Source organism: Pedobacter sp. MR2016-24 (assembly GCF_026239655.1).
Taxonomy (GTDB): Bacteria; Bacteroidota; Bacteroidia; order Sphingobacteriales; family Sphingobacteriaceae; genus Pedobacter.
This window is the reverse complement of record NZ_JAPIVO010000004.1, coordinates 73,316-96,117: the sequence shown is the minus strand read 5'-3', so window position 1 is coordinate 96,117 and position 22,802 is coordinate 73,316. Positions and strand designations below refer to the sequence as shown.

The following is a 22,802-nucleotide window of genomic DNA, read 5'->3' as shown; positions in this document are numbered from 1 at the left end:
GCGGACAGGCTTAAGAAAATAGGGGTCAGATAAATCTTTTAATAATCCTGAGCTGATGTGAATAGCGTCCAAGTTCATGGTTATAGATGCCCTGATCATCCATAGGATCAATCCTGACCCTGCCAGAGGCATGTATAATTTCATTGTTGCTGAGCATAATTCCCACATGAATAATCCGGCCTTCTGCATTATCGAAAAAAGCGACATCTCCTTCACGCACTTCTGGTAAGAAGTTGACCACCTCACCTTGCTCTGCCTGCTGCGAAGCATCACGTTTCAACGCAATGCCTAAAAGCTTAAATACAGCCTGAACAAATCCCGAGCAGTCGACCCCAAACAATGTACGTCCGCCCCAGAGATATGGTGCATTGAGAAAAAAAAGCGCCAGCTTCCTGATTTCCGAAAAGGGTTCGGGAGTTGCCTGTGCTTCAAAACCTAGCTTGTATGCTGTGTTACCAATACTGCAGTACCCGTTTGCATAACCAGGTAAGCTGCTCGACGCAGCAAGGTAATAATGACTTCCGTCGGGAGCCGTCAGGCTGTTATTAATCCCTGCAGGCACCAAATATGCTGTATTGCTGTAGTTGTTATATTCCTCCGCTGTAATTCCACTCAGCTGTTTAAAATCCAGCCAGCCTTCATAAGCGTCATAATGGTTGCGGATGCGGTACCAGGGTTCGGACCGTTCCAGTATTTCTACAGTGTCGCCAAAGAGCAATTGTGTAGTTATTTCTGCTTTATCCGATGCAGCCGCTCTCAGAGGAGCAATTGCTACCCGGCAAATCGCGAATTTTTGTTCCATAAGTAAATATTCGTCTATAAAAATAAACATCCTGTTCTGTAAATTGGCTATTTATAGTTTAATTTTTAAACTGAAAGATCTGAGAGCAACAGAGGTTGGCTCCGGGAGTCGTTATCATAGCTTCATGATTATTGCCTGATAGCTATATGGTGAATCCAATCAGAAGATGTATACAAAAGCATGGACTCAGCATGGAATTACGATGCATGGAGCATGAACTTATCAGCACTCCTCCCCAGGCAGACCTATACGTCTCCATCATACATACTGAAACATTTTGATAGCGAAAACTGTTATAAACCTATCAAACTTAATTTCGTTGGTTATGAATCTCAGGAAAATTTTAATAGCGGTCGACAACAGTACCTGCTCGGAAAAAGCAGCGAAGACCGGCTATGAACTGGCTAAGACATTTGGTGCAGAAGTTGCCCTTGTCAACATTATAGAGCCTGTTCCGGCAACCATGAACCAGGACCTTACACTGGCACCGGTCTTTCTGGAAACTTATGACAATAGTGAAGAAAACAGCCACCTTTTATTAAAAGAAATAGAGACCACTTACGGTCAGGGTGTTGCAACAACATACCTGAGTGTGATTGACAGTGCAGCCCATGGAATTATTAAACAGTCAGATGAATGGGGTTCCGACCTTATTGTCATCGGTACTTACGGACGCACAGGCCTGTATCATTTTTTAATGGGCAGCGTAGCAGAGCATGTAGCCAGAAAATCGGCCTGCCCGGTATTGATCATTCCCAATAAAGCAGATATATAAAAACTCAGATAACAAAAAAGGACGCTAGTTGCGTCCTTTTTTGTTATCATATGATTAAGGACTAGCCTTCCTGGTGTAACCAGGCTTTTTTCTTCAATAGTTCTTCTTCCGTTTCACGGATATCTTCATCATCCACACAACAATCTACCGGACAAACCGCAGCACATTGAGGTTCGTCGTGAAAACCTTTACATTCCGTACATTTATCAGAAACGATATAATATACTTCATCTGATCCTGCTTCCTGTGCAGCACCCGCATCAACCTCCTGATCACCAAAGTCGATAATACCATTTAGGTTAGTACCATCAGAAAATCTCCAGGCTGTGCCTGCGTCATAAATAGCATTATTAGGGCATTCAGGCTCACATGCTCCGCAGTTAATACATTCGTCTGTTATTTTAATAGCCATGTCTTCGTATAAATCTATTGCTAAAGTTACCTTTGCTGCTGCAAATATAACATTTATACTTTAAAATTGCCTTGAATATGCCAATCCTTACTGCTGAAAAATTAATTATTGCATTCCGTAAACTAAGTGAATTTCTGGATCAGCCCAGCCCTGAATTTACCAATATAATTGAATCAGCCCCAAACCACAATGCCTGGTTTACCCTGGAGGAAGTCAAAAAAGCTTTATCTGCGTTAAAAGGAATGTTAAATCAGCCTGCGTTAGAAAAATGGTTTGAGGATATTATTGTTGCAGATGCACCAAAAAAAATAGGATTAATATTAGCCGGAAATATTCCGTTGGTAGGTTTTCATGATGTAATTTCGGTCCTTGCGACCGGCAACACGGCGCTGATCAAATTATCTTCATCGGATGATCAGCTTTTACCAGCTTTACTGAAAGAACTTACATCCTATGAGCCACTGCTGACCGACCGTATCGTTTACATTGAACGATTGAAGGACTTTGATGCGATCATAGCTACGGGCAGTAACAATACCTCCAGATATTTTGATTATTATTTTGGTAAGGGCCCTAACATTATCAGAAAGAACAGAAACAGTGTGGCTGTTCTGGATGGCAAAGAAACCGAAGCGGAAATCAGGCTACTGGGACATGATATATTCGATTATTTTGGACTGGGATGCAGAAATGTATCCAAAATTTATCTTCCCGAAGGTTATGAAATCGAAAAATTCTTTAAGCCTCTAGAGCAGTTCCATCCTGTCAACAACCATTTTAAATACAATAATAATTACGACTATAACAAGTCAATTTACCTGGTCAACCTGATTCAGCATTTTGATAATGGATTCCTGCTATTAAAAGAAGACAAAGGACTATCATCGCCGCTTTCAGTAGTATACTTTGAGTATTATAGTGATTTGAATGACCTGAGTGCTGAGCTTTCAGCGGGGAAAGAAAACATCCAGTGTGTGGTTACGCATACCGCTATTTCACCGGGCACCGGAACAGTCGCATTTGGCGATAGTCAGCATCCCCGTTTATGGGACTATGCAGATAATGTAGATACGATTGCATTTCTGAATCAGCTTTAAGGCACATGACGAATACGATCTTTATGCTATCTGTTCTTATTTTCTCAATCTGAAACACTATTTTTGAGCGAAATGTATGTAATCAAAGTAAAAGGCATCGCTAAAATACCCGATTATGTTCAGTTAAGGGATGATAAATTCACTTTACTGGCTTATTTTAGGGTAGACCGACCTGATAAATCACTAGATAAATTAGGTCTGGCGGATAAACTGCCTTATATTATGGATATTGTTAAGGACCTCCCTTTTGGTCAAATTGCAAAATTAGATATTTAAGAAATGACAGGAAACGCAGTTATCAATTTAAAAAATGTAGATGTTTTTCAACAAAAACACCTGGTATTATCAAATGTTAACCTGAGTATAGATAAAGGCGAATTTGTGTTTTTAATTGGCCAGACCGGATCCGGAAAAAGCAGTCTGCTGAAAATCATTTATGGTGATCTCCATATCGGCAACGGTGATGGATTGATTGCTGGTTTCGATCTGAAAAAGCTGGCCGATAAGGACGTTCCTTATTTACGCAGAAAACTGGGCATTGTATTCCAGGATTTCCAGTTGTTGTCTGACCGGACAGTAGAAAAGAACCTTGATTTTGTATTGAAAGCTACTGGCTGGAAAGATCAGAATCTGATTCAGGAACGGATTAAAGATGTGCTGGAGAAAGTAGGCCTGCGTTCAAAAATCAGAAAAATGCCGCATGAACTTTCCGGCGGAGAGCAACAGCGTGTGGTTATTGCCCGTTCTCTGCTGAATAATCCGGAGATTATTCTTGCTGATGAGCCTACAGGAAACCTGGATCCTGATACTTCTGAAGAGATTGTACTTTTATTAAAACAAATTAGTCAGAGTGGCACTGCAGTGCTGATGGCTACCCATGATTATCATATTATCCGCACCTTACCTTCAAGAATTATCAAATGCGAAGGCGGCATCGTACATCAGGATGCTACAATAAACTAATCTGACAAAAAATTCCTTTTCAGCCATTCTGTACAGTGATGTTCAAACATTACTGACAGCATGGCTGATATATTTCATTGGCAAAACTTTTGAGTTCCACTCCCAAAATTCTACTTTACCATGTTTAGCAAGAAGAAACCTAACGATACAGAAAATACGACAACGGAAAACACAGCTGAAGAGCAGTTAACCGGACAAACTGCTGAAGAAAACACAGCAAATGAAGAAAGTGCAGCTGAGCCTGTAGTGGAAATCTCCGAAGAAGAGAAGTTAAAGCTGGAAAATGCAGCGCTGAATGATAAATACCTGCGTCTTTTTGCAGAGTTTGACAATTTTAAACGTCGTACCCAAAAAGAACGTGTAGAGTTATTACAAACTGCCGGTAAAGATGTAATCGTTTCGATGCTTCCGGTATTAGATGATTTTGACCGTGCAAATAAAGCAACTGAGAATGCTGTTGATATCAGTGCAATCCGCGAAGGTATTCAGTTAGTACATTCGAAGCTGAAAAGCATTTTAGTTCAGAAAGGATTAAAAGAAATGGAAAGTATCAGTACTGTTTTTGATACTGATCTTCATGAGGCAATAACTAAAGTTCCTGCTCCGAATGAAGAGATGAAAGGGAAAGTTATCGATGAATTAGAAAAAGGGTATACTTTAAATGATAAAGTGATACGCTTTGCAAAAGTTGTAGTGGGTAGTTAATTATGAGCAAAAGAGATTTTTACGATGTGCTTGGTGTAAGCAAGAGTTCTTCAGCTGAGGAAATCAAGAAAGCTTACAGGAAACTTGCCATTAAATACCACCCGGATAAAAATCCGGATGACCATACTGCTGAGGATAAATTTAAGGAGGCTGCTGAAGCTTATGAAATTTTAAGTAATCCTGAGAAAAAACAACGTTATGATCATTATGGTCATGCTGGTGTTGGTGGTGCATCAGGCGGTGGCGGCGGATACGGCGGCGGTGGCATGAATATGGAAGATATATTCAGCCAGTTTGGCGATATCTTTGGAGGCGGCGGAGGTGGCGGAAGTCCTTTCGACAGCTTTTTTGGCGGCCAGCAATCACGTGGTGGTGGCGGCAGACGGGTATCCAAGGGTTCCAACCTGCGCATTAAGGTTAAACTCACCTTAGAAGAAATCGCACATGGTGCGGAGAAAAAAATAAAAGTAAACAAACAGGTAGTATGTAAAACCTGTGATGGTTCAGGAGCTAAAGACAGTTCTTCTATCAGCACATGTAAAACCTGTGGTGGAAGTGGTGCTGTACGCAGAGTAACCAATACGATACTTGGGCAGATGCAAACCACATCTACTTGTCCTACCTGTAATGGCTCTGGCTCACAAATCACTTCTAAATGTAATTCATGTCATGGTGAAGGCACCGTTCGCGGTGAGGAAACGATCACGATTAACATCCCTGCTGGTGTAAGTGACGGTATGCAGTTAAGTATGAGCGGCAAAGGTAATGCAGCACCAAATGGTGGCATTCCCGGAGATCTGATCATCCTGATTGAAGAAATGCCGCATGAATCTCTGAAACGTGAAGGTAATAATGTAGTTTACGATTTACATTTGAGTATCATTGATGCTGCTTTAGGTTATAGTGCTGAAGTTCCGACCATTGATGGTAAAGCTAAGATCAAGATTGAACCCGGTACACAAAGCGGCAAATTGTTACGCTTAAAAGGTAAAGGTATTCCTGAAGTAAATTCTTACCACCGTGGAGACCAGATCATCCATGTGAACATCTGGACACCAAAAGCATTAAGCAGCGAAGAACGCAGCATGCTGGAAAAACTGAGAGAATCACCAAACTTCAAACCTCAGCCAGGTAAAAATGACAAAAGCTTCTTCGAGAAGATGAAAGAATATTTTGAATAATTCTATTGATTAATTTTAGAAAAGGCCGTCTCCATAGAAAATGGAAGATGGCCTTTTTGTTTATTTGTCAATTTCAAACTTTAAGCCTGCGGGACTGTTATTGTGGTTATCATATGGAAAAACTTCAGCGCAGCGTTTATATCTTATTATTTTTCTTTTTAGTCTTCGCGGGTTTATACTTCGCAGCCGAATTTATGATTCCGGTAGCACTGGCTGCTGTATTTTCCATGTTATTTATCCGGCTCTGTAACTGGTTTGAAAGCAAAGGCATTGGTCGCGGGCTGTCTTCATTATTCTGCATGCTCATTTTTATCTCCGCAATAGCGCTGATTGTATTTCTGCTCTCCTGGCAGCTCAGTGGTCTGGCTGAAAATATGGATAGCATGAAACAACGTGTAGTCAATTTGTTTACTAATCTGCAGCACTGGTTGCACGGACAGGTAGGCGTAACCGTAAAACAGCAGGATGAAATTGTTAAGCAGCAGGGACAGGATGCCGGAGGTGGCGCAGGAAGCATGCTGGCCAGCTTTGCAGGCGGTGTAATGGGAATTATGGTGAATACCATATTGGTATTGGTTTATATGTTTTTGTTTCTGGCTAACCGTTCCCATATCAAAAAATTCATTCTGAAACTTGTTCCCAGAGATGAGAAAGATACAGCAGGTGATGTAGTTCATGAGGCTGGAAAGGTGGCACAAAACTATCTCAGTGGTCTGGGGGCTATGATTTTTATGCTCTGGGTAATGTATGGTATAGGCTTTAGTATTGTTGGCGTAGAAAGCGCCATTTTCTTTGCGGTATTATGCGGTATTCTGGAGATTATTCCATTTATCGGCAATCTTACCGGCACAAGCATTACCGTGCTGGCTGTTGTGGCGCAAGGCGGCGATACTAAAATGATTATCGGTGTACTGATTACTTATGCATTGGTACAGTTTATTCAAACTTACATACTGGAACCGCTGATTGTTGGTGAACAGGTAAATATCAATCCCCTCTTTACCATTCTTGTGATTGTGCTCGGAGAGATGGTCTGGGGAATTGCAGGTATGATTTTAGCCATCCCGCTACTTGGCATTGTGAAGATTATCTGTGATCATGTACCGAAACTGCAACCGTACGGATTTCTGATCGGCACAGAAAAACAGCGCAATAAAAAAACGGGCGTGATAGATAAAATCAAACAGGTATTCACAAAAGCGTAGTGCATAAAATATTGAATTGATTAATCGTAAATTTCATTAAAAGCCAAATCTTAAATAAGGAAATGCTGTTTTTCGAAATCAAAGCAAGCTACTTATTTAACAAATCTGCCGCATAATCATCTTGTAACATTTTAAAGTTTTTTAGTCTAACTTAAACGAAACTAAAAACTAAACTATGTTGATCATAAAAAACATTGTGAAGCAATATGCTGCACACCGTGCGCTTGATGACGTGAGTCTGGAGATTGAAAAAGGAAAGATTTTCGGTCTTCTGGGACCAAATGGAGCAGGAAAAACATCCCTCATCAGAATTATTACCCAGATTACGGCGCCGGACAGTGGCGAAGTAATTTTCAATGGGGAACGCTTAAATGCAAACCACATCGCACAAATCGGCTACTTGCCGGAGGAACGCGGATTATACAAAAAGATGGAAATCGGTGAGCAGGTATTATATCTGGCCAGACTAAAGGGTTTAAGTACGGCAGAGGCGACGAAGCGTGTCAAATACTGGTTTGAAAAGCTGGAAATGGGCAGCTGGTGGAACAAAAAAGTAGAAGACCTGAGTAAGGGTATGCAGCAGAAAGTACAATTTGTGGCCACGATACTGCATAATCCTGAACTGATTATTCTGGACGAACCTTTCTCTGGTTTCGACCCCGTAAATGCAGACATCATCAAAAATGAAATTCTGGAACTGAATAAACAGGGATCAACTTTTATCTTTTCTACACACCGTATGGAATCTGTTGAAGAGTTGTGCGATAACATTGCGTTGATCCATCGCTCTAAGAAAATATTAGATGGAACGGTTGAGGGCATTAAGGAGCAGTATCGGAATAATACGTACCGGGTAGAATACGAAGGCCAATATGATACTTCATTAGCATCCGATATTTTTGAAGTACTGCAACAGCAGGAAGTAAAAGGTAAAACCACTTTAAAAGTACAGCTTAGACCGGACAAGAATGCAAATCAGTTGTTGGCAGCCCTGCTCCCCTCAGTAGCTATCCACCGTTTAGATGAAGTGATTCCCACCATGAATGACATATTTATTGATCAGGTTAAACAAAAAAACTAAAGCCATGAATAAAATCTTACTCATTATACAGAGAGAATACCTTTCCCGCGTAAAAAAGAAGTCATTCATTATCATGACTTTACTCACACCACTAATTGTCGCCGGTTTTTATGGTTTGATCATCTATTTTTCAATTCAGGGTCTTTCAGGTTCGGTGAATAAAATCGCGGTAGTAAACGAGAATAAGACCTTAACGGAAAGACTGTCTTCAACAAAAAACAATACTTATGTTTATGTGGATCAGTCATTAGTCCAAATGAAGGCCTCCTTAAAAGGAAGCGATTTCGATTATATCCTTTACCTGCCTGATTTTAAACTGGATAATCCGCAGGGTATACAAATATTAGGTACCAAACAAGCAGGACTAACCCTGAATAATAAGTTATCAGATGGAATAGAAGATCTGATCAGGATCCAGAAACTGAAGGAAAGCGGCCTCGCGCAGAAAGATCTGGACAAGTTAAAATCATCAGTGAGTATAGATACCAAAAAGATCGGTGAAAGCGGAAAAGAGGAGGATTCAAGTGCCGGTGCAAGCACTATTATTGCTTATGTAGCCGGTATCCTCATGTTCATGTTTATTATGCTTTACGGGATACAGGTAATGCGTGGCGTAATTGAAGAAAAAACGAGCAGGATTATTGAAGTAATGATTTCTTCTGTGAAACCCTTCCAGCTGATGATGGGTAAAATTGTTGGTATCGCATTAGTGGGGTTGACGCAGTTTATTCTATGGATTATCTTAACAACGGCAATCTCTACCGGGGTAGTGAAAGTGTTTTTGTCCGAGAAAGACAAAAAGGAAGTATCAGCAAATGCACAGGTAAAAGACAATAGCAAAAAAATAAGAGAAGCGGTAGACAATGGTCCTGTTGCTAACGTACAGAAAGCACTTGCCAATCTGGACGTGACTAAGATCGTAAGTATGTTCGTGTTCTATTTTATTGGTGGTTACCTTTTTTATAGTGCATTATACGCAGCAATCGGCTCGGCGGTCGACAGCGAGACAGAAACCCAGCAATTCATGTTCCCTGTGATGATGCCACTGTTACTTGGCTATTCCCTGTCACTAAGCGTAGTGACGAATGACCCTTATGGCAGTATGGCCTTTTGGTTATCCATTATTCCTTTCACCTCCCCTATTGCAATGATGGTGAGGTTACCTTACGGCGTGCCCGAATGGCAATTGGCACTCTCCATTGCCTTGTTGATTCTCGGCTTCGTTGGTACCGTCTGGATGGCTTCAAGAATCTATCGGGTAGGTATCCTGATGTATGGTAAAAAACCAAGCCTGAAGGAAATGATCAAATGGTTTACATATAAAAATTAATAGCTTTACAGCTATATTTATTCTATGAGAGTAGCTGTTATTGATCTTGGCACCAATACTTTTCACCTGATTATTGCAGATTTGTCTGTTAAGGGTGTAGAGGTACTTTATAAAACGAATGTTCCTGTACGCTTAGGCGAAGGGCGAATTAACGAAAATATAATTATACCTGAAGCCTTCGAAAGAGGGCTTCAGACTTTGAAAGCTTTCAAAGTGGAACTGGAAAAGCAGGAAGTGCAACTGGTCAGGGCTATTGCCACCTCTGCAGTGAGAAGTGCCGCTAATGGTCGGGATTTTGCCTCTTCTGCTAAAATGCACACAGGCATAGAAATTGAAATCATCAGTGGCGACGAAGAAGCAGCTTATATTTTTAACGGGGTAAAAGCGACAGGGGTAATTAAAGCGCCCTCACTTATTATGGATATCGGTGGCGGCAGCACAGAATTTATTATTTGTAGCAGGGAACAATTGTTATGGAAAAAAAGCTATAACATAGGCGCAGCGCGGCTGATGCAGGCCTGGTTTCATTCAGATCCGATTAGCAATGAAGAAAAAGAAGGGATTATAGCGCAACTTAACAGCCAGCTCGGAGAACTCAAAGCCGCCTGTGCAATGCACCAACCTCAGACATTAATTGGCTCTGCCGGTGCATTTGAGACCTTTACAGCAATGTTACTGAATGATATAGCTATTGATACCATATCCTCAGCTTCGCTGGATGTAACTGCCTATAAAAGCCTTTCTGCAAAACTGATTGCCTCTACTCATGCAGATAGACTGGCGATGCCGAATCTGATCCCATTGCGGGTAGATATGATTGTAATTGCGGCAGTCCTGACTGACTATATCATCAATGAAATTGGACTGGACTCGATGAGTTTATCCACTTACGATTTGAAGATGGGCGTTTTATATACCTTACTGGCAGATCAGAATTTTGACAACGCTGTATAGAGCTTTTCGGTAGGCAGCCCCATTACATTCGTATAGGAGCCAATAATCTTTTCGACGGCTATAAAGCCGATCCAGTCCTGGATGCCATAGCCTCCGGCTTTATCATAAGGATTATACTGCGTAATGTAATGTTCTATCTGACCTTCAGTTACTGTTTTGAAAAAAACTTCCGTCAGGTCAAAAAACGATTCCATTTTACTGCCATGTGCTAAACTTACACCGGTATAAACTTCATGTTTGGTACCCGAAAGCTTTTGCAGCATCTCACGCGCCTGGTTTTTATCTGCCGGTTTACCCAAAATTTCACCTTGATAGGAAACGATGGTATCCGCAGTAATCACCAGGCTGTTTATACGTTCTTCCACAAAGGCCATCGCTTTTTTCTCTGAGATATAAACTGCAATTTGGGCTGGCTCCAGACCTTCAGGATAACTTTCATCTACTTCTTTCAATAAAACCTGGAATTCAAGATCCATCGCTGCCAGTAATTCCTGACGACGCGGAGATTTTGAAGCTAATATAAGTGGGTATGGCTGCTGATACATGATAGAAATTAAAACGCTAAAATAACAAAAGCGGCCTAAAGCCGCTTCCATTATAAAAAAAAATATTGTTTTCTAGTTTTGCGCCGGGCGGTTGCCTGGTCTGCCGCCTCTTTTTTGCATGGCAGCTTTTCTTTCTTCCTGATAAGCTGTAAATGCTTTTTTCTGATCCTCAGTTAATAAACCATTGATCTGTTCATTGCTATCTTTCATGGAAGCCATCATCTTTTCGCGCATTGCTTTTCTGTCTTCTCCGGCTTCTTCTCTCACTTTGCTCATTTTGGTATTCTGATCTACAAAAATGGCTTTTACTTTTGTTTGCTGGTCAGCTGTTAATGTTAGCTTCTCCGTTAATGTAGCAGTCATTTTAGCTGCTCTTTCTTCTGGTGTACCCATATTGCGGTTACCACCCTGTGCATTAGCAAATGTTACTGCACTGAATAACAATCCGCAAATAATCAATAATTTTTTCATGTGTTTTTGTTTTAATGTTACGCTAACCGTATTGTTGTTTTGTTTTTAAATAGAGCATAAAAACACAATAAGGTTTAAACCAACAAAAACTATTTACCGGAGTCGGCCGCAGAAGGATTTTCATCAAACCACCGGTCCTGAACCTTCAGTACTTTCTCGATGACATCCCTGGCAGCAGTTTTTCCACCATTGAATGGAGATATATAAGCAGAAATGGCTTTAATATCAGTAGAGGCATCAGCCGGGCAGGTAGGAACGCCTACTAATTTCATGACATTCAAATCAGGAATATCATCCCCCATATACAGTACTGCTTCAGGATCTATACGGTTTTGTGCCAGGTAATTTTGGAAAACAGCCCCTTTATCTGCTACCCCCAAATAGACATCGGGTATTCCTAAACCAGCAAATCGCTTCTCCATGGCCTGACCGCGACCACCAGATATGATACAAACATGATATCCTTTTTTTACAGCAAGCTGCAGCGCATAACCATCTTTAATATTAAATGTCCTGAGTAGTTCACCAGTTTCCGATGCAATCACATCACCAGTGGTTAATACCCCATCAACGTCGAAAATAAAGGTTGTAATGGATTTTAATTTTTGAAGCAGCATTTTATCAAGAGTTAATCGGACACATCTTAATGCCCGGAAAATTTATAAGGTAGTCAAAAATAAACAACAGAAAGCGCAATCAGCTTACAGATGCATTTTTTTAATGCTATCACTTAATACTTCATAAATGTTCAAAAGCTCTGGCGAACCGCTCAGTAATGCCATATGGTTTTTAAGTGTTTCCTGATCGTTACGTACCGCAGGTCCGGTTTGCACATCTGCAGGTAATGAAGACTGAATCTTTTGGGCGGTTTCAAGAATCAGCGGTTTGAGCAGATCGAATTTCAACTGATGCTGCTCCAACAGCTGACTACTCAATGCATACAAGTGATTGCTGAAATTGCAGGCAAAGACTGCGGCAAGATGAAGAACACGTCTTTGTTCCGAACTCGCCTCAGATACCAGGGGACTGATCAAATGGGCAATGGCTGATATTTTTTCCAGGACTTGAGGCTGATCAGCTTCTATGCAAAGCGGAACCTGTGTAAGGTCTACAGCTTTAGTTTTGGAAAAAGTCTGTAAAGGATAAATCACGCCGTAACCCGCAGGTGATCCAGCCAATACTTTCATGTCTGTAGCGCCGGAAGTATGGATAACGATGCCAGACACATCCTTTAGATGTGCTGCTACTTCAGGGATAGCATCATCTTTAACCGCAATAAGATAACAGTCAGCCTTTAAATCCAGCTCCTTCCAGTCGGTAATTGCCTTTGCCTTTGTCAGCGCCGCCAATATTTCCGCACTCCTCCTATCCCTGCTCCAAACCTGCACAAGCTCGGCCCCAATCCTTTTAAAAGCGATAGCCAGATGTGTCGCCACATTTCCTGAGCCTATACAAACTATTTTCATCTAAACAGATCTGATTTCTTTTTGTCTCCTGAAAATAGAGATCAGGAAGCCGATTACCATTACGATTAAACCCACCCAATATAAGTTGATATAAGGAAATTCGATGGATTTGAATACTACCCAGTCTTTAGATTGCTGAGGTTTTTCAAATACCTGTAATTCTACCTTTTTCTGGTCAGGTAATATTTTGGTAAACCTTACTCTTAAGCCAAGATCATTGATGTTTCTTGCAAAATCAAAAGTGTTATTCCCTTTTACCAGGAAGATCGGCTCAGTTTTATAAATCTTACCATTCAGGTCTATTTCCAATGGAAGTCCCACAGCAAGGTCACCTTCCGCTAAAGCAAGGCTTTTGGCTGTTGGCTTGAAGTTCAGGTCCTTTACCGTAATAATCCCGCTACTGGTATGTAAGGTGTCACCCGTGCTTACATTAACGATCCTTGGCTTTTTATAGTTTTGTTCATCACTCTGTGCTTCACTTTCAATATCATGAGCTTCTTTAGCTTCGGGCGCGCTGGTAATATGTGTATAGATATCGTAAGTAAGATAATGCTTAGTGTCGGGTGAAGCAATCAGACCCATTTTAGGGTTTGTCTGCACATGCGGATTCAAATCAAAATCTTCTTTTACCTTCCCGGTTTTCTCATCAATTACCTTGAAGTTCAGTTTATAAAAAGTATTGGGAGCAATAGTCGTATCGCTGGTATAAGTGACTGTAAAGCGGCCCATCTTTTTAGGCTCATTTTTATACAGCACCATATTCTCTCCCGGTTTTTCTACTTTTTCAAAATCCTTTACAGGGATGAAGTTCGTCGCATTTAAAGAAACAGCCTTACTTGTTGCAGCGGCAACCAATGCACCTACCAGTAACAATGCAAACCCGATGTGAGCTACCGCAGCACCTATCAGTTTACTCTTGCCACCAAATCCCTGCGATAATATCCTTGCATTAGACAAGATGGCAAACATACAGCTGAAAGAAAGCAGAATATAAATCAGGTTATTATAGACATCAGTTACATATACAAATACAGCGGTAATGATCACAGAGACAATTAATGTAGCAATCAGGCTGCTGTAGAATTTACGCAGGTCAGTACGCTTGTATTTCAGAAACTGTGAAAAACCAGAGATCATGGTAATCAGTATCGCAAAAGGTGCCTGCCACTGGTTATAATATTTTATTGCATCTATTGGTGGGGCAAAATTGGTTCCGAAAGCTTTATTAAATACAGGAACCGATGTGGAGAAGATGACCTGAATACAGGCTACGGTAACAACCAGTGCACCAATAAACATCCAGAATTCTCTTGAGTAGGTCTCTTCATCTTTATTGGTAATCGGTAATTCTTTCCATCTGAGCACGATCAGCACGATAGGAATCACCAGGAATACAACGTTGTACAGGATCAGGTGACCAAACATTCCAAGATCCGTAAATGCATGCACAGAGGTTTCGCCAAGGATACCGCTCCGGGTTAAAAACGAAGCATAAAGTACCAGGATAAAACTGATCAGGACCAGTACAATTGCGGTAAAGAATGCATGTCCTGTATTTTTAAATGCAATGATGACATGGACGGCACCAATTAACGTAAGCCATGGAATAAGAGATGCATTTTCTACCGGATCCCAGGCCCAGAAACCGCCAAAGTTTAAAGCTTCATACGCCCAGAATGAGCCCATGATAATTCCTGTGCCCAATACCATTACAGCGAATAAAGCCCATGGCATTACTGGTTTAACCCACTCTTTATATCTTTTTTGCCATAGCGCAGCAATAACGTAAGCAAAGGGTACCACCATACTGGCAAAACCAAGGAACAAAGTAGGCGGGTGAATGACCATCCAGTAATTCTGCAATAGTGGATTTAGTCCCCTGCCGTCAGTAATAAACTTCAGGTAATTCTTAAAATTCTCAGGATCGGCAAATACAACCGGTGCCATTTCTTTTAGATTTACAGCTTCTCTTAACAGAATGAATGGAGAACTCCCGATACGCTCGCCAAAAATCTGAACGCCCAATAACATGGATGTTAAAAATACCTGCGAAAAGGAAACTACTGTAAGCACACCATTTTCCCAGGTCTTTGCTTTCCAGATCAGGATGGCTCCTAATAAAGATTGCCAGAATGCCCAAAGCCAGAAACTGCCTTCCTGGCCTTCCCAGAATGCAGAAACAATATAATAAACGGGAAGTGCTTTTGATGAATGCGAATAAACGTAGTAATATTCGTTATAATGGTTCAGGATCAGATAAAACAAAGTAACACCAATACCAATTACACTGGCCCAGTTTACAAAGAAGGAGATTCTTCCTAAACGTTGCCATGAGCGGTCTGCTAAATCTTTATTCCGCGTTGCGAAGAAATAGGAAATAGTAGAAAGCACTGATGCAGCAAATGCTAAAACAATAAAAAACTGCCCAACTTTGCCGGGAAGGAGTGTCTCTCCTGTGAATTGTATGTCCATTAAGATTATTTGTATTTTTTAACCGTTCCGTCCTGCTTAATCTCTACAAGGTCATTGTTGTATTTCGAAGGGCATTTCATTAAAATTTTAGAGGCGTAGAATACATCTTTGTTCATTTTACCGATTAAAACCAGCTTTTCTGAACGCTCAAAATCCTGTGGCTTGGTACCACTGTAAATGACCTTTTTAATATCATTTTTTTCGTCTTTCATGTAAAAAGAGAAGTGATTGGCATCTTTTAATGCATCATAATAAGTACCTTTTTCTTTAGCCCAATGTCCCATTACGTGGAACTCTCTCGAGTCTTTTGCAGCTTCTGTAAAGGTTGAATAATTACTGGTGTCTGCATTTAAGCTCACCAGAAAACCTACACAAATTGCAATAGTAATTAAGCCAATGATTGCACTTTTTCTCATAGAAACAACAAATTAATAGAATGACACAAAGATAAAAAATATAAGCACTGAATATCTCACAGACCTTGTCTATTCAGTTAGATGACAAAATATTGATAGTTATCTGACAAAAAAACAACATTATCAGGGCTTTAAACCAGTAAGGTCAATATAATTAATTATTGAGGTAAGATGGTTTGATAAAAGAACGCAGATTGTCCCGAACATGCAGCACTTTTGGTTTAGAAACACTGCGGATATAAGGATCCCACGGATTTTTCCCGTAGTAATCCTGATGATTTATTTCCGCTGGATAAAACACTTCAAATGGCTCCATTGCTGTCACAAAACTTCCATTATAAAGAGCTTTAAGCTCAAGCTGATGCAGTACTTTTGAGATGGTTTTCAATTCTTCCGGAGAACGAAAAAAAGCAATAGACCGATAATCAGATCCGATATCAGGTCCCTGCCTGTTCAGCTCCGTAGGGTCATGCGCATAAAAAAATGCAGTGACTAACTGTTCGAATGTGATTTTAGAAGGGTCATAATAGACCTGCACCGCTTCTGCATGACCAGTAGTTTTGGTGAGTACTTCATCATAAGTAGGATTGGATGTCGTCCCCCCTGCATAACCACTCACCACAGTATGTACTCCTTTCAGCTGGAGCATACTTTCCTGCATGGCCCAGAAGCAACCACCCGCAAAAGTAGCGACAGACTCATTGCGCATGACTGCCGGTAAAACGGCAAAGCCATTATTGCTGGAAATTTTCTGGCTATGCTTGCCTGAGCATCCTGCAAGGATGACAAAACCAGTCATCAGGAAAAAAAAACTTATCCTTAGTTTCATGATTAAATATACGAAAACAGCAGCGCTCAGATTTTAAAGATTATGTCATATTACAGGTTCAGAAATGAAGAAGCCGCAACGTGATACACATTGCGGCTTCTTCAAATTTATAAAATTAAGGCTGCTTATGGCCAGATACCTAAGTTCATGTAAGAAACTGCAATTTTGTCGATTGATCCAACAAAAGCAGCTGTCCTCAAAGTCTCTATACCCGGTTTAGAAAGCATTGTTTCCCTGATCTCATGATAAGAATGAATCATAGTATCCTCTAATCCAGAGTTAACCAGTTCTAATTCTGAAGCACCTTTAACAATCATCAAGCGATGTTCTGCAGGAATACTCTGACCTGTTAAACTTTCCAGTGTATTGATCAGGTTAGCATTTGAGTTTTCTGCATAACGTTTCTCCATACGTCCGAAAGCAACGTGCGAAAGGTTCTTTAACCACTCAAAATAAGAAACAGTTACACCACCGGCATTACAGTACATATCAGGAATAATGATCCCTCCCATTTGCGTAAAGATCTCCTCCGCTTCGGGAGTACAAGGTCCGTTTGCACCTTCAGCAATAATCTTTGCTTTGATATTTTTAATATTTTCTGCGGTGATCTGATTCTCTAAAGCCGCCGGCACAAGAATATCACATGGTTGCTCCAGACCTTCCATGGAATTTTTAAATTCTGTGGCGCCAGGGAAACCAAGAATAGAGCCCGTCAGTTTACGGTGTGCAAAAACCTCGTCAACATTCAGTCCGTTTGCATTGTAGATTGCGCCTTCAAATTCGCATAATCCAACAATTGTAGCGCCGAATTCAGTAAGGAATTTTGCCGAGTGATAACCTACGTTACCTAAACCCTGAACAATTACTCTTTTATCGCCCAAACCAGCCGTCAGGCCAATTTTCTGCATATCTTCAGTAACTCTTACACATTCCCTTACAGCGTAAGCAACACCACGTCCTGTAGCTTCTTTACGTCCACGTATACCGTGCAGCGCAATCGGCTTACCTGTAACACAACCTAATGCGTCAAGCTGACCAGGATTCATAGTCATATAGGTATCAGCAATCCAGCTCATTTCACGCTCACCTGATCCATAATCAGGAGCAGGAACGTCAATACCGGGACCGATAAAATTCTTTTTGATTAACTCAGTAGTGTAACGACGGGTGATGTTTTCAAGCTCACCGGTAGTGTAATTTTTTGGGGTGATTTTAATCCCTCCTTTGGCACCACCAAAAGGAACATTCACGATAGCACATTTGTAGGTCATTAAAGCCGCCAGTGCCATCACTTCATCTTCATTAACCATCTCACTGTAGCGAATTCCTCCTTTGGTAGGACTCATGTGGTGAGAGTGTTCAACACGCCACGCATCAATTACCTCGAAACCATTTCCTCTGCGGATAGGGAACTGGAAACGATAAACACTGTTACATGCTTTGATTTGGGACAATAAGCCCTCTGGGTGACCGGTGAATTGTGCTGCGTTGTCAAAGTTTTTACAAACATCTGTAAAAAAATTTGTCTCGTTTGCTGTAGTAGCCATTGTATGTTAATTATGAAATTTAATTCTGTTCAATTATCTTGAGGCTGCAAAATTGCACTAAAAAAAGTGATTAATGCAAATGAAGAATATCTTAGTGTATGGGACACACCACAGCATTTAAAGCTACAAAACATGCTTTAAATCGTTTAATCTCGGTTTTTTTCCTAAGATTTTTTTTCTAATTTTTTTAATCTTCTGTCAATTGAGAACAGGAAAAACAGCAAACCGAACAAAATAATAGCTACACAAACAACAACAACGTATATTCTTTCGGAACTATACAGGGCTTTTACCAATGCCGAGTCCTGGTCTTGTGCAAATAATTGCAGGGTAACTAGCAACATCAGCGCTGTTGTGAATAATCTTTTCATAAGTTGTTTATTTGATATTTATAGGTCATGAAGCTTGCATAAGGCTAGTTATTGTTTTGCGTAAACTTATGCAGGTTTCATAGGTTATTTATTTGATCTTTATAGGTAATTAAGCTTGTATTAATGCGCTTTATTTTCAAGGGCAGACACTCTGAACAGAAGGGTATAAATCCAATAGCCGATCAGGATCCAGCCAAGACAAGCAGGATAAAATACCATGCGCATGCGGCTATCCAGATCATATGAATTAAATCCCGGATTCCCACCATTACCCGGATGCAGGGAATCTGATAATCTGGGCAGCACGAAAAGCAGCACGACCATCATCGGAAATGCAAAGATGTTATAGATAGCTGAAATCTTGGCTCTCTTTTGTTCCTCATCAATCGCATTTCGTAACACCAGATAGGCGAAATAAAGTAACATCGCAATTGCTGCAAAGTTTTGTTTTACATCAAAACTCCAGGCCTGTCCCCAGGTAAACCTGGCCCATACCGCGCCAGTGATAATACCCAGCATACCAAAGATAATGCCCGCATTAACGCTTTGAACAGCTTTAAGGTCATTCTCCTGATTACTATTGCTTAAATATTTGATACTCTGCACAACTGATATCGTAAAAAGAACAATCATACTGAACCACATGGGTACGTGGAAGTAAAGGTTCCTGATTCCCTGATGCAGGATAGGTAAAGCAGGGACCGGCGACAAAAAGCCAAAAATAGTTGAATACACTACCAGTACTGCGCCTAAAATTTTCCACCAGGATTTATACATTCTTTCAGTTTTAAGAAGCAAATACAAATCTTTTATCAGATTTATTTTGCGTCGACAAAGGTAAATAAAGCTTTATATATTTTATGCAAGATTCGTGTAAATCGTGCTTAATCACGCCACAAATAAGGGAATAAGAGTAAAGAAAATGCCGCTACCAGTACATTTATGATTAAAAGAATGCCTATTTCATCTAAACTGACACTTCTGTCCAGCCCATCCACAGCATTTTTAGTCAGTTTAACCAGCACAGTGATCACTGGTATAATCACGGGGAAACTTAAAATGGCCATCAGCATACCCCCATTACCCGCTTTTGAAGCTATTGCGGATATCATTGTAAATATAGTGGAGAAACTCAGGCTTCCTAATATAGTTGCCAGAATATAGAGGCCAAGGTCTTCCGGTACATAATCAAATACCAGCGTATAAAAGAACAGGGCAATTAGTGTGACAAGCAACATCAGGAAGACATTGTATATGGTCTTTGAGATAATGAGTGCCAGGGGGCTTGCAATGGTATAGATGTATAATTGCCTGCCCTTACTTTCCTGCAGAAAACTCTTGGAAACAGTATTAATTGATGCAAATAACATAATGATCCAGAACAGTGCGTTCCAGGTGATACCCCTAAGCGACACAAAGGAAAGAAAGCATACAAATACGGTAGAAACTACATAAAGTACTACGCCGTTTAAGGCATATTTTGAACGCCATTCTAACAGCAGTTCTTTTTTAATCAGATACCTAACTTCCTGTATTAACTGCATATGGAATTGAAGTTTTTTTCACTGTAATCAAAGCCAGCGCTCCTGCAAGGATCACAAACCAACCCCATTTGTATTTCACCATACCCGATGCAAGATTGATCAGGCTTTTGAAATGAATAAAACTGAAATAGTCGTGCGACTTAAACCATACTGCAGCAAGCGTAAGCAGCATGAAAACAATGGCCGCCCATCCGCAAAAACGGGACATGCCTACCCTATCGTAAACAGCTGACCGTAGTGCGAGCACCACGATCAGGTAAAATATTCCACCCATTACGGGGTCAATACCAAAATAATTCCAGTTACCCATAACCGGGACATGTACGAGTGGACATAATCCACCAGCGGCCATAATTACAGCACCAATAACACCTTGAATTTTCATCAGAATATATTGTTTTTTAAAGGTTATGAGCTTGCAGAAGCTTTGTTCATCTCTTTTATAGACGGTAAGCTTATGCAGGTTTCATCAGAATATATGTTTTTAAAGGTTATGAGCTTGCAGAAGCTTTATTCATCTCATTGTAAGCGCTAAGCTTATGCAGGTTTTATCTTGTTACTTTCCGGGATCTATTCCCATTTTATCAGCAAAATGTGCACAATAGTCACGCAAATCTTCAATGATCAGTTTTTCACCAGTTGCCTTTAAGAAACTATCTCCCATCGTTTGCAAAGTCTCATAAAAAAACCTTTTCATTTCATCTACGGGCATATCCTTAGTCCATAAATCAATACGCATAGAGTTTTTATAATTGTGATCCCATAAAGCCAGCATCATAGATTTCACGGGCACTTTATCCTGCGTTTCTGCATCTGTAGATTCCCATAACAGGTTTTCAGGTACATTATTATCATCTAATTCTACTGTTATTTTAATTTCCGCTGTCTTCATTATTTATTGATTGTCTTTTAAAATTAAGCTATTGTGCTTCGTAAAATTAGCATCAGCACTATTGTGATCAGGATAAGCATACCTTCTACTATCCATATTTTACGAAGTAAAGGTATAAACTTCCGGAAAATTAGATCTGAGATGAAAGCAATTATTGCAGTTAAAATACATAAGCCCGCCCATAAAATATTCATTCCCGAATAGGCGGGATTGACAGTGGCAGGTTGAATGACCATCATAATCCCCGTAACCAGGCATATAGCGCTTACAATATTAAGTGGTGTTAGTTTCAACGTTATGTTTTTTTGAATTTCCTCTTCTTCCAGGCTGGTGTTTTATCCATTTTTTTCTTCGCAGCAGCGGCAGCTGAAGCAGCAATAGCAGCAGCATGTTTTTTCTCATGGAAGGCACCTTTAAAATCAGGATCGTCTTTACGCTTCTGGTTATCAATCTCCCTCGCAATATACTGACGCTCTTCGTAAGGAGTTTCTTCTATAAATACTTCCTCAGGAACCGGAATCACCGGAATGCTCTGACGCATCAGTTTCTCAATCTTTTTGATATAATATCTCTCTGCATCAGTACAGAAGGTAATGGCATCGCCTTTAGCATAAGCACGACCAGTACGGCCGATACGGTGAACATAATCTTCAATGATGATGGGTACATCAAAATTAATCACATGACTTACTTCAGCAACATCAATCCCTCTTGAGGCCACATCTGTAGCCACAAGAACACGGAGGTTACCTTCTTTAAAAGCGTTGATAGAGTTGATCCTGGTATTCTGACCTTTATTGGCATGAATAACACGTACGGCTTCGGCACCAAAGCGGCGCTCGATAAAGCTATGGATATTGTCTGCTACGGTCTTGGTTTTACAGAAGATCATTAACCTCTTAAAATCCACATCGTTCTTCAGCAGATGTTGCAGGAGATTGATTTTAGTCTTGAAGTTGGGCACATCATACAATACCTGAGTAACTGTCTGTGCAGGGGTTGCCTGTTCACCCACTTCAATAATGGTAGGATTTTTAAGAAAGTCACCCGCTATTTTATGTACGAGTTCACTCATCGTAGCCGAGAAAAGCAGGTTTTGTCTTCTGCGCGGTACAATTTCGAGGATCCTGTGGATCGAACCAATAAAGCCCATGTCCATCATTTTATCTGCTTCATCCAGTACCAGGAACTTCAGATACTGCGTATTGATATGACCAGCTAAATAAATATCAAGGAATCTACCTGGTGTAGCAATGATAATATCTACCCCGGCTTTTATCTGTTCGATCTGTGTTTTCGGTCCGATTCCACCAAAAACAACTACTGAACGCAGATCTGTATATTTAGAGAAAATTTTCACGTGTTCTGCAATCTGCATGGCCAGCTCGCGTGTGGGCGCCAGAATTAAAGCTCTCGCGGCATCACCCTGAGCATATTTTAACTGCATTAATATCGGCAAAACATAGGCAGCCGTTTTCCCCGTCCCGGTTTCAGCGATACCAAAAATATCCTGTCCGGATAGCACAGGTGCAATTGCTTTTTCTTGTATAGGAGTCGCAACTGTAAAACCTGCATCAGCTACAGCATTTAAAATCTGTCTGTTCAGGTTAAACTCTTCAAATGTTTTTGGCATTTTGCAAATATACTATAATCTGTATTAGCGAAGGGTAAAAACAAAATTAACCGAATGATGATTATTCTCTTATCCTCATCATTGAGGACTCGATCATGATCTTACAGCTCA

At 40.5% G+C, this 22,802-nt stretch carries 26 protein-coding genes; 10 read left to right on the top strand and 16 right to left on the bottom strand.

From position 1 onward, the window contains the following. Positions 1–25: 25 nt before the first annotated feature. Positions 26–802 (bottom strand): C40 family peptidase, encoded by a 777-nt coding sequence (locus OQX62_RS11625; RefSeq protein ID WP_265831704.1) that lies wholly within the window; start codon positions 800–802, stop codon positions 26–28. A gap of 325 nt (positions 803–1,127) precedes the next feature. Here OQX62_RS11625 and OQX62_RS11620 point away from each other — a divergent pair, with 325 nt between their 5' ends. Continuing rightward, entirely contained in the window at positions 1,128–1,577 is a 450-nt protein-coding gene (locus OQX62_RS11620) for a universal stress protein (RefSeq protein WP_265831703.1), read from the top strand. A 61-nt stretch (positions 1,578–1,638) separates the two neighbouring features. Here OQX62_RS11620 and OQX62_RS11615 read toward each other — a convergent pair whose 3' ends face one another. After that, complete coding sequence (locus OQX62_RS11615; RefSeq protein ID WP_265831702.1) at positions 1,639–1,989, bottom strand: 4Fe-4S dicluster domain-containing protein; 351 nt, start codon at positions 1,987–1,989, stop codon at positions 1,639–1,641. 77 nt (positions 1,990–2,066) lie between these two features. Between OQX62_RS11615 and OQX62_RS11610 the strand changes: the two genes are divergently transcribed. From OQX62_RS11610 to OQX62_RS11570, 9 genes are all read left to right on the top strand, one after another. Beyond that, positions 2,067–3,086, top strand: a complete 1,020-nt coding sequence (locus OQX62_RS11610) for an acyl-CoA reductase (RefSeq protein ID WP_265831701.1) — start codon at positions 2,067–2,069, stop codon at positions 3,084–3,086. A 72-nt stretch (positions 3,087–3,158) separates the two neighbouring features. Then, positions 3,159–3,362: a fructose-6-phosphate aldolase gene (locus OQX62_RS11605; protein ID WP_265831700.1), complete on the top strand. Its 204-nt coding sequence runs from the start codon at positions 3,159–3,161 to the stop codon at positions 3,360–3,362. A 3-nt stretch (positions 3,363–3,365) separates the two neighbouring features. Then, the gene (locus OQX62_RS11600; protein ID WP_265831699.1) at positions 3,366–4,049 is read left to right on the top strand and encodes a cell division ATP-binding protein FtsE; all 684 of its coding nucleotides are present in this window, start codon (positions 3,366–3,368) and stop codon (positions 4,047–4,049) included. Positions 4,050–4,169: 120 nt separating this feature from the next. Then, the gene (locus OQX62_RS11595) at positions 4,170–4,754 is read left to right on the top strand and encodes a nucleotide exchange factor GrpE (RefSeq protein WP_265831698.1); all 585 of its coding nucleotides are present in this window, start codon (positions 4,170–4,172) and stop codon (positions 4,752–4,754) included. Positions 4,755–4,756: 2 nt separating this feature from the next. After that, entirely contained in the window at positions 4,757–5,935 is a 1,179-nt protein-coding gene (gene dnaJ / locus OQX62_RS11590) for a molecular chaperone DnaJ (protein ID WP_265831697.1), read from the top strand. 113 nt (positions 5,936–6,048) lie between these two features. After that, positions 6,049–7,140, top strand: coding sequence for an AI-2E family transporter (locus OQX62_RS11585; RefSeq protein WP_265831696.1), 1,092 nt, complete (start codon positions 6,049–6,051; stop codon positions 7,138–7,140). A gap of 175 nt (positions 7,141–7,315) precedes the next feature. Then, positions 7,316–8,221, top strand: a complete 906-nt coding sequence (locus tag OQX62_RS11580; protein WP_265831695.1) for an ABC transporter ATP-binding protein — start codon at positions 7,316–7,318, stop codon at positions 8,219–8,221. A 4-nt stretch (positions 8,222–8,225) separates the two neighbouring features. Further along, positions 8,226–9,551 (top strand): ABC transporter permease, encoded by a 1,326-nt coding sequence (locus OQX62_RS11575; protein ID WP_265831694.1) that lies wholly within the window; start codon positions 8,226–8,228, stop codon positions 9,549–9,551. Between the two features lie 24 nt (positions 9,552–9,575). Then, on the top strand, positions 9,576–10,505 hold the full coding sequence (locus tag OQX62_RS11570; RefSeq protein ID WP_265831693.1) for an exopolyphosphatase: 930 nt from the start codon (positions 9,576–9,578) through the stop codon (positions 10,503–10,505). Here the strand turns inward: OQX62_RS11570 and OQX62_RS11565 are convergent. The 14 genes from OQX62_RS11565 to OQX62_RS11500 form a co-directional block, all read right to left on the bottom strand. Beyond that, on the bottom strand, positions 10,481–11,050 hold the full coding sequence (locus OQX62_RS11565; protein WP_265831692.1) for a Maf family protein: 570 nt from the start codon (positions 11,048–11,050) through the stop codon (positions 10,481–10,483). The genes OQX62_RS11570 and OQX62_RS11565 overlap by 25 nt on opposite strands. 72 nt (positions 11,051–11,122) lie before the next feature. Then, the gene (locus OQX62_RS11560; RefSeq protein ID WP_265831691.1) at positions 11,123–11,521 is read right to left on the bottom strand and encodes a hypothetical protein; all 399 of its coding nucleotides are present in this window, start codon (positions 11,519–11,521) and stop codon (positions 11,123–11,125) included. 89 nt (positions 11,522–11,610) lie between these two features. Beyond that, positions 11,611–12,138, bottom strand: coding sequence for a KdsC family phosphatase (locus OQX62_RS11555; RefSeq protein ID WP_265831690.1), 528 nt, complete (start codon positions 12,136–12,138; stop codon positions 11,611–11,613). 84 nt (positions 12,139–12,222) lie between these two features. Then, complete coding sequence (locus tag OQX62_RS11550; protein ID WP_265831689.1) at positions 12,223–12,987, bottom strand: Rossmann-like and DUF2520 domain-containing protein; 765 nt, start codon at positions 12,985–12,987, stop codon at positions 12,223–12,225. Beyond that, the gene (locus OQX62_RS11545; RefSeq protein ID WP_265831688.1) at positions 12,988–15,459 is read right to left on the bottom strand and encodes a heme lyase CcmF/NrfE family subunit; all 2,472 of its coding nucleotides are present in this window, start codon (positions 15,457–15,459) and stop codon (positions 12,988–12,990) included. It lies immediately after the preceding gene. A 5-nt stretch (positions 15,460–15,464) separates the two neighbouring features. Beyond that, complete coding sequence (locus OQX62_RS11540; protein WP_265831687.1) at positions 15,465–15,875, bottom strand: cytochrome c maturation protein CcmE; 411 nt, start codon at positions 15,873–15,875, stop codon at positions 15,465–15,467. A gap of 154 nt (positions 15,876–16,029) precedes the next feature. Continuing rightward, complete coding sequence (gene msrA, locus OQX62_RS11535; RefSeq protein ID WP_265831686.1) at positions 16,030–16,704, bottom strand: peptide-methionine (S)-S-oxide reductase MsrA; 675 nt, start codon at positions 16,702–16,704, stop codon at positions 16,030–16,032. Positions 16,705–16,829: 125 nt separating this feature from the next. Further along, positions 16,830–18,251, bottom strand: a complete 1,422-nt coding sequence (locus tag OQX62_RS11530) for a Glu/Leu/Phe/Val family dehydrogenase (RefSeq protein WP_265831685.1) — start codon at positions 18,249–18,251, stop codon at positions 16,830–16,832. A gap of 164 nt (positions 18,252–18,415) precedes the next feature. Then, complete coding sequence (locus OQX62_RS25100) at positions 18,416–18,595, bottom strand: CcmD family protein (protein ID WP_265832173.1); 180 nt, start codon at positions 18,593–18,595, stop codon at positions 18,416–18,418. Between the two features lie 147 nt (positions 18,596–18,742). Further along, complete coding sequence (gene ccsA / locus OQX62_RS11520) at positions 18,743–19,399, bottom strand: cytochrome c biogenesis protein CcsA (protein WP_265831684.1); 657 nt, start codon at positions 19,397–19,399, stop codon at positions 18,743–18,745. A gap of 107 nt (positions 19,400–19,506) precedes the next feature. After that, complete coding sequence (locus OQX62_RS11515; RefSeq protein WP_265831683.1) at positions 19,507–20,166, bottom strand: heme exporter protein CcmB; 660 nt, start codon at positions 20,164–20,166, stop codon at positions 19,507–19,509. Continuing rightward, positions 20,144–20,551 (bottom strand): hypothetical protein, encoded by a 408-nt coding sequence (locus OQX62_RS11510; protein WP_265831682.1) that lies wholly within the window; start codon positions 20,549–20,551, stop codon positions 20,144–20,146. Before OQX62_RS11510 ends, OQX62_RS11515 begins: the two co-directional genes overlap by 23 nt. A gap of 171 nt (positions 20,552–20,722) precedes the next feature. Further along, positions 20,723–21,058, bottom strand: a complete 336-nt coding sequence (gldC, locus tag OQX62_RS11505) for a gliding motility protein GldC (RefSeq protein ID WP_265831681.1) — start codon at positions 21,056–21,058, stop codon at positions 20,723–20,725. A gap of 295 nt (positions 21,059–21,353) precedes the next feature. Continuing rightward, positions 21,354–22,691 (bottom strand): DEAD/DEAH box helicase, encoded by a 1,338-nt coding sequence (locus OQX62_RS11500; RefSeq protein ID WP_265831680.1) that lies wholly within the window; start codon positions 22,689–22,691, stop codon positions 21,354–21,356. Positions 22,692–22,802: the final 111 nt, after the last annotated feature.

Excerpts from the sequence above, each read along its gene's own strand:
- msrA (WP_265831686.1), bottom strand. The coding sequence starts at position 16,704 with ATGAAACTAAGGATAAGTTTTTTTTTCCTGATGACTGGTTTTGTCATC.
- dnaJ (WP_265831697.1), top strand. The coding sequence starts at position 4,757 with ATGAGCAAAAGAGATTTTTACGATGTGCTTGGTGTAAGCAAGAGTTCT.
- OQX62_RS11585 (WP_265831696.1), top strand. The coding sequence starts at position 6,049 with ATGGAAAAACTTCAGCGCAGCGTTTATATCTTATTATTTTTCTTTTTA.
- OQX62_RS11625 (WP_265831704.1), bottom strand. The coding sequence starts at position 802 with ATGGAACAAAAATTCGCGATTTGCCGGGTAGCAATTGCTCCTCTGAGA.
- OQX62_RS11615 (WP_265831702.1), bottom strand. The coding sequence starts at position 1,989 with ATGGCTATTAAAATAACAGACGAATGTATTAACTGCGGAGCATGTGAG.
- OQX62_RS11565 (WP_265831692.1), bottom strand. The coding sequence starts at position 11,050 with ATGTATCAGCAGCCATACCCACTTATATTAGCTTCAAAATCTCCGCGT.
- OQX62_RS11540 (WP_265831687.1), bottom strand. The coding sequence starts at position 15,875 with ATGAGAAAAAGTGCAATCATTGGCTTAATTACTATTGCAATTTGTGTA.
- OQX62_RS11555 (WP_265831690.1), bottom strand. The coding sequence starts at position 12,138 with ATGCTGCTTCAAAAATTAAAATCCATTACAACCTTTATTTTCGACGTT.
- OQX62_RS11575 (WP_265831694.1), top strand. The coding sequence starts at position 8,226 with ATGAATAAAATCTTACTCATTATACAGAGAGAATACCTTTCCCGCGTA.
- OQX62_RS11570 (WP_265831693.1), top strand. The coding sequence starts at position 9,576 with ATGAGAGTAGCTGTTATTGATCTTGGCACCAATACTTTTCACCTGATT.
- OQX62_RS11605 (WP_265831700.1), top strand. The coding sequence starts at position 3,159 with ATGTATGTAATCAAAGTAAAAGGCATCGCTAAAATACCCGATTATGTT.
- OQX62_RS11600 (WP_265831699.1), top strand. The coding sequence starts at position 3,366 with ATGACAGGAAACGCAGTTATCAATTTAAAAAATGTAGATGTTTTTCAA.
- OQX62_RS11620 (WP_265831703.1), top strand. The coding sequence starts at position 1,128 with ATGAATCTCAGGAAAATTTTAATAGCGGTCGACAACAGTACCTGCTCG.
- OQX62_RS11510 (WP_265831682.1), bottom strand. The coding sequence starts at position 20,551 with ATGAAAATTCAAGGTGTTATTGGTGCTGTAATTATGGCCGCTGGTGGA.
- gldC (WP_265831681.1), bottom strand. The coding sequence starts at position 21,058 with ATGAAGACAGCGGAAATTAAAATAACAGTAGAATTAGATGATAATAAT.
- OQX62_RS11610 (WP_265831701.1), top strand. The coding sequence starts at position 2,067 with ATGCCAATCCTTACTGCTGAAAAATTAATTATTGCATTCCGTAAACTA.
- OQX62_RS11595 (WP_265831698.1), top strand. The coding sequence starts at position 4,170 with ATGTTTAGCAAGAAGAAACCTAACGATACAGAAAATACGACAACGGAA.
- ccsA (WP_265831684.1), bottom strand. The coding sequence starts at position 19,399 with ATGTATAAATCCTGGTGGAAAATTTTAGGCGCAGTACTGGTAGTGTAT.
- OQX62_RS11515 (WP_265831683.1), bottom strand. The coding sequence starts at position 20,166 with ATGCAGTTAATACAGGAAGTTAGGTATCTGATTAAAAAAGAACTGCTG.
- OQX62_RS11500 (WP_265831680.1), bottom strand. The coding sequence starts at position 22,691 with ATGCCAAAAACATTTGAAGAGTTTAACCTGAACAGACAGATTTTAAAT.
- OQX62_RS11550 (WP_265831689.1), bottom strand. The coding sequence starts at position 12,987 with ATGAAAATAGTTTGTATAGGCTCAGGAAATGTGGCGACACATCTGGCT.
- OQX62_RS25100 (WP_265832173.1), bottom strand. The coding sequence starts at position 18,595 with ATGTTGCTAGTTACCCTGCAATTATTTGCACAAGACCAGGACTCGGCA.
- OQX62_RS11580 (WP_265831695.1), top strand. The coding sequence starts at position 7,316 with ATGTTGATCATAAAAAACATTGTGAAGCAATATGCTGCACACCGTGCG.
- OQX62_RS11545 (WP_265831688.1), bottom strand. The coding sequence starts at position 15,459 with ATGGACATACAATTCACAGGAGAGACACTCCTTCCCGGCAAAGTTGGG.
- OQX62_RS11530 (WP_265831685.1), bottom strand. The coding sequence starts at position 18,251 with ATGGCTACTACAGCAAACGAGACAAATTTTTTTACAGATGTTTGTAAA.
- OQX62_RS11560 (WP_265831691.1), bottom strand. The coding sequence starts at position 11,521 with ATGAAAAAATTATTGATTATTTGCGGATTGTTATTCAGTGCAGTAACA.